The organism is Mesorhizobium sp. M1312 (assembly GCF_040318115.1).
In the GTDB taxonomy this organism is placed as follows: domain Bacteria; phylum Pseudomonadota; class Alphaproteobacteria; order Rhizobiales; family Rhizobiaceae; genus Mesorhizobium.
In genome coordinates this window covers 1-6020 of the sequence record NZ_JAMYLQ010000072.1, presented here as the reverse complement: position 1 = coordinate 6020, position 6020 = coordinate 1, and the positions used below count along the sequence as shown (strand labels likewise).

Genomic DNA, 6020 nt, shown 5'->3' with positions numbered 1-6020 from the left:
TCAAGACCCCGGCCCACGATCCGCCCCGATGCGAGAAGCCCGCCAAGATGGCGGGCAAGACGGTGGAGGTGGAAATGCTGAGAGCTGCCCTGTTCTTCCTGACGTTATGCTTTGCCGCGACCGAAGTGAGCGCGCAGCCGGACATACGTCCCAGGCCTGGAGTTACCGATCGCCTGCTGGACAGAAGCGGGGTCTCCGCCCCGGCGGCCAAGCGACGCGCTCATGTCGCCGACCGCATCAAGAGAGGTGCGGCTGACCGTCCCGTATTGCGACCGCGTTCGCGCATAAGCGACATCGTCGATGGGCGGCTCGTGTCCACGACGATCCGTTCCGGACTGGAAGCCGTGCGGCTGGCCCAAATTCAGAAGAAGAAGCGCGACATCAATTTTCTCGGCGTTATCGATTCCATGACCATCGGCGGCGTCCAGATCAGCCTCGAACGCCGCAAGGTGCGCACCGGCCGCGGGCTCCAATCGCTGCTGCTGACCCAGGCGGGCGGCCAGTATGTTTACGACGGCGATATGGTCGTCCCGCCGTTCGCCATCGGTGGAATAGGATTCCCGCTGTCCGAACAAGGCGCGGAGCTGCCTGCCAATATCACATTCGCTGCCGGCTATGCAGGCACGTTTGGCGCAGGACCGCTGTGGGACGATGCGATAATCCCGTTCGAGGTGGCCGATGACTTCTGCTGCAACGAGGATCTTGCGTCGGCCATCGCCGACTATGAGGAAAGGACGGTGTTTCGCTTCGTTCCGCGCGATGGCCATGAAACTTACATTCGTTTCATCAACAGCGAACCGATCCTGAGCAGCCGCACCGAACTGGGCAAGCAGCGGGGCGAGAACGCGGTCAGAATCCAGGGAGTTCGGTTGGACGGTACGCCGGCCGGCGGATTGATCGGCACCATACAGCACGAGATTGGCCACGAACTGGGCCTGATCCACGAGCATCTCCGCTCGGATCGCGACCTGTTCATCGAGCGCAATCCGGGTTGCGCGCCCGCTGATATCTTTCAGGGCATCTATGAGGGTTGGATCGACATGACCAACGTCGCCTTCACCGAGGACGGCGCGGAACTGCTGACGGACTACGACTTTGCTTCTCTCATGCACTACAATTTCGGTCTCGACACCGACGGGGACGGAACGGTGAATTGTTCACCTTGGGTGCGGCTGGGCGGGTGCACCGGCCCCGCCTGCATCGACAACTTTTCATCGGCCTTGCTGTCCGATCGCGACATCGAGGGCCTCCACAAGCTCTACATCGCCGTGCCCGGCTCGAACAATTTCCTCCCCGAGCCTGACCAGGTCCGCTCATTCAACGGGGACAATGTCCGCCATAGGGGAAAGCGGATAGACCGTTGCCTGCATGGCTTGCCATTTGGGCAGAACGCCTGTTCGGCCACGTCGCGGGGCCGCGTCGCCGACGAATTCTGCGAGGCCAAGGGCTTTCAGGACGGCTTCAACGTTCAGACGGAAGGCATGCTTGGCGAGCACTCCGGCTTCCATGCCGTGGTTGGCTGGATGAACGTATGGGGCGGCGACGTGATCTCCTCGATCAGCTGCCAGAACCTGACCCCTCAAGAGGAGCAGGTCGTGGCCGGGACGCTCGAGGAGGAAACGTTCAGCGGATCGGAGGTGGAGGTGTCGGACCGCCGCATTGACCGTTGCATGCATGGCGACGACATAACCGGCGACCGCTGCAGCGCCGCGAATCAGGGGCGCATCGCCGATGCGTTTTGCGAGCAAGAGGGCTTCGACGAGGCCTCGGCGTTCGAAACGGATTTCGGCGGTCCCAACGCCTTCATGTCCGGTTTCTTTCCCTCCGACGACGATTTCAAGGACGTCGCCGGTCTGGATCAGTTTACCGAGATCAGCTGCGTCCGGTAGCCATCGTATTTGATTTCATGAATCCAATTGTCGCCCTACGGAGGAACCTCGACCAAAGTCGGCAACATCGGTGGAATGAAGGTAAGACGCATAATTGAACCCCAAGCCGCGACTCAATTCCGGTCGGCAGAATATGGGAGCAGCGATTAAAATGCTGCCTTGTTTCAGAGGGACCGACCGGTGAGGGACTTTAAGGTGGCGCACGCCGCCTGACGAATTATGATCACTTCCTGCGTCCGGCATTTTCAAAGAAGGCGGATGTTCGCTGGCGAAACTGCAAACCGAACGCCTGACACGTGGCTCAGAGTAGTGATCGAATGCGGCTTCTATTGTTTCGAGTGCGCTTTTTGTTTGTTCCCCTGATGGCGGCTTTGCCGCAGCAAATCCTATTTGGCCCGGAAGGTTCGTGGTCTTTGAGACAACGAGATACGTGATGTCCGGCCGTAGAAGATCGTCCGACGTTGCCGGGCCCGATCGCGCAGAACCCTGACAATGGCATCCTTGTGCCCGAAATAAAGGACCATTCTTCCCCCACCGGCTCTCCTCTTCCTCGACGCGTACCCTTGCACAACGCGACGGCAGGTTGCATGCGGATCCTGCAGTCGGTGGATGTTTATTTGTGAGCGCAGGTCTGCACCTGCATCCTTTGGCGCATTCATACGTTTGCGCCGCAAAGAAGATGCTCCGGACCGGCAGCCATGTCGAAGAAGACCACCGACGACGCTTACGAAGACCAAGTGCAACTTGAGCGGCGGGCCGAACGGGAGGGCCGCGGACGCAATGCCGAATGGCCGTCACAGATTCCCAGCCGTGGCTGGAAGGACGTGCTGTGGCGGGTCTTTGCTGAAGTAAACGAGGACCGTGTTATGCTGATCGCGGCCGGGGCCGCATTCTATCTGCTCCTTGCCCTCTTTCCAGCGCTTGCCGCGTTCGTGTCCATCTACGGTTTTGTCGCCGATCCTCAGACCATCGCTGAGCACATTTCGTTCCTTGGCGGCGTACTTCCTTCGGGCGGTTTGGACGTTATCAGATCACAGCTTAGATCCTTGGCCGCCCAGGACACCGGCGCGCTCAGCTTCGGCTTCATCTTCGGCCTTGCCGTCGCACTGTGGAGCGCCAGTAACGGCATCAAGACGCTATTCGAAGCCATGAACATCGCCTACGAGGAGAGTGAAAAGCGCGGCTTTATCCATCTGAATCTCCTGGCCTTGGGCTTCACACTTGGCGCCATCCTCATCGGTATTGGGTTTATCGTCTCGGTGGGGATCGTGCCGGCCATGCTTGCGCTGCTGAACCTCGGCGGCTGGACCGAAGCCCTTGTGCGGATCTTTCGGTGGCCGATAATGCTGATCATGGTCGGCCTCGGGATTATGCTGATCTATCGCTACGGCCCCAGCCGCGAAAGGGCAAAGTGGCAATGGGCGACATGGGGCGCCTTCCTCGCGGCTGTGGTCTGGATCGCAGTCTCGATAGGGTTCTCCTATTATCTTGAGAACTTCGCCGACTATAATGCCACGTATGGAGCCCTGGGGGCAGTCATCGGCTTGATGATGTGGACCTGGATCTCCGTGATTGTCCTGATTGTGGGTGCGGAGCTGAATGCCGAGATGGAGCATCAGACAGCCAAGGACACCACCACAGGTGCGCAGCAGCCGATGGGTGCGCGAGGTGCCACGGTCGCCGACACGCTGGGCGGATCGGCCGATGCAGCCAACCAGCAGTCACGTTTGGACGGGCGCGACACCTAGTGCGTAGATCACGTGAGATCTCCGCACAACTTCGCTTGGCGCAGATCACCGACATCGGCATTGGCGACAAAGTTGCAAAGACCGGCTTATCATGGGCAATGATAAGTCAGATCGCGAGCAATGAATAAGTTCAGGCGCAATCTCCATGCTGCTCAGGTTCGGCGGATGGCAAGCGCGACATCGGGGAGAACGGCGGCATATCAAGCTTCAGCCAGCCGTCCGAATTCGCTTGGCATTCCCGTTTGCCTGCCCGCCGCGGTATCCCAGCCGATGACGCGATAGGTCCCGCGAGCCAACCCGGGGCCGCGGCCGAAAGGTTCTGCCGGTCGGAGCACTCGACTTCGCGTTCTTCGAATGGGCTGCTGTCGCGGGTCAGCACCGGTGGCCTTCCTCATGTCGCCGGTGCTCCTGTTTGCCGGCCCTCTTGCTCGCCGAGCCGAAGAAAAATTGCCGAAAAGTCTAATCATTCTCGCAGCCAGGAAACTAACGACGGAACAGGCTTTGGAGGGTGAGCTTTAAAGGGTACCCGGAGCATGAAAGCAACCGCCCTCTGGGCAATTGTCAGCTTGCTGCCGCCGATCGCGTGAAGGCGATGGTGACCTTCGTCCCTTCGCTGGCGCTCGAGGCGACGTTGAACTTTGCCTTGGCGTTCTCGGTCAGCGAGCGCGCGATCAGCGCGCCGAGCTTGCCGGGCTTGGGCCATGTCTCCCCTTCCGGCAGGCCGATTCCGTCGTCCGCAACGATGACCCGGCAGCCGTCGCCATCGGCGATGCTGTGCAGCTTTATCGTCCCGCCTTCTCGCCCTCGGAACGCATGCTTCAAAGCGTTGGTCAGCAGTTCGTTCACGACCAGTCCCGCAGGCATGGCAACGTTGATCGACACCGGATAGGTATCCACCTTCATGTCGAGGCGGATCCCCTCAACTGCATGCGACCCCATCACCGCGGAGGCGATCTGGCTGAGATAGACGCCAAGGTCGACTTCATCCTTCTGTTCGTCGGCCGATAACGTCTGGTAGAGGATGGCCAGAGCGTCGACACGCCCGGCGAGCCTCTCAAACCGCTTCTGATCGGGCTCCGTGGCGTTGCGGGTTTCTAGACGGATCAACGCCGTGATCATCTGGAGGTTGTTCTTCACCCGATGCTGGAGTTCGCGCAGCAGCGTGTCCCTCTCGCGAACGAGCTCTTCCACCAAGCGCGCTTCTTCAGATTCGCCATGGGATGAGACGTCGACCAGAGCCACCAGTCGGAAGCAGTTCGTGCCGTTATCGTCCACGATGATGTTTGAATAAACGTCGACAAAAGCCGGGTTGGCCCCGACGGGCTCCAGCCGGAAGGTGCCGACGAAATCGGTTTTCTCGACCAAGGCCTCGGGCAGAGGCCGGCCCTTCTGCTGGTGGATACCCGTGCCCGAAAGGGCCGCCCAGTTCTCTCGGGTGAGCTTGGCGACCGTCAGGCCTGACAGTTTCTCGAATTCGGGATTGGCGTAGACCACACGCTCCTCAGCGGTCAGGTCCGCAACGGCTATGGCGATCGGCACCTGGTCAAGGAATTTTTTGAACTGCTCGCTTTCCAGCGCAGTGGCTAGGTCAGGTGTATCGAGCAATTGCTCAACTGCCTCAGCCTTGTCTGAATCTGATGTCATCTTAGTCGCCTGTGCTTGTGCGTGGGAGCCTCAGTCTCAGTCATGCACTTTGCTCGACACCGCCAAACGGCTGCGCGATGTCAGGAGTAGGACGAGCCCGCGTCACGGAGCAACAAAGGCCGTCTTGCTGAGAATTCAGTCAACCTTGCGTCACTTTGCACGGCCACGACCTTTTTCCAACAGCGTTGTGCCAAAATCCCGTCTCTGCCAATCGAAATTGACGATCTGCACGTCCCCGGAACTGCCGACAGAATATTTCCGCCATTTGCAATGGGCTCACCTGGCAGCGGGGGCGCCGGTGGCGGCATGCCGTGGCCAAACCGCACCTCGCATGTGCTCACCCAGGTCTGGCTGGTTCGCCGCGACACGATCGGGCGAAACGGTATGCTGCGCCGGCGCTGCGCCGGTTCCGGCCGCCTTGGAGTTGCCCGGGCGCTTGTGCTTGGCACATTCACGTCGCCGTTCTTCATGTATGCCGTACCCGGCGCGGCAAGAACGCGGCGTCGATCCCGCCGTTAGCACCTATGCTACTATGTGGGTCTGGCTAAAGCTGAGACTCAACCGGAAGGTGGCGGACCAAGGCCGCCAGAACCCGGCGAAATATTCCGGCCTCTGGTTCGTGTGTGTATTCTTGGAGTTTGCCTTGGTCGCATCCATGCCAGTGCAGCACATCGTTCTTTAGTTCCAGCCGATAGCTGGTTTCTGGTGATATCTCCGCTTGAAAAAAGCGCCGAAGTTC

General features: G+C 59.9%; 4 protein-coding genes and 1 pseudogene. 3 read left to right on the top strand and 2 right to left on the bottom strand.

Going from position 1 to position 6020, the window contains the following annotated elements:
- A partial coding sequence (locus NKH36_RS34255; RefSeq protein ID WP_352966213.1) for a M12 family metallopeptidase occupies positions 1 to 1889 on the top strand: 1889 nt, incomplete at its 5' end.
- A 698-nt stretch (positions 1890 to 2587) separates the two neighbouring features.
- Positions 2588 to 3637 carry a YihY/virulence factor BrkB family protein gene (locus tag NKH36_RS34250; RefSeq protein WP_352966211.1) on the top strand — a complete coding sequence of 350 codons (1050 nt, stop codon included), beginning with the start codon at positions 2588 to 2590 and terminating at the stop codon, positions 3635 to 3637.
- 561 nt (positions 3638 to 4198) lie between these two features.
- Here NKH36_RS34250 and NKH36_RS34245 read toward each other — a convergent pair.
- On the bottom strand, positions 4199 to 5281 hold the full coding sequence (locus NKH36_RS34245; RefSeq protein WP_352966210.1) for a histidine kinase dimerization/phosphoacceptor domain -containing protein: 1083 nt from the start codon (positions 5279 to 5281) through the stop codon (positions 4199 to 4201).
- 306 nt (positions 5282 to 5587) lie between these two features.
- Between NKH36_RS34245 and NKH36_RS34240 the strand changes: the two genes are divergently transcribed.
- The gene (locus NKH36_RS34240) at positions 5588 to 5800 is read left to right on the top strand and encodes a hypothetical protein (protein ID WP_352966209.1); all 213 of its coding nucleotides are present in this window, start codon (positions 5588 to 5590) and stop codon (positions 5798 to 5800) included.
- A gap of 25 nt (positions 5801 to 5825) precedes the next feature.
- Here the strand turns inward: NKH36_RS34240 and NKH36_RS34235 are convergent.
- Positions 5826 to 6020: pseudogene (locus NKH36_RS34235) on the bottom strand (phospholipase D family protein); the annotation flags it as partial.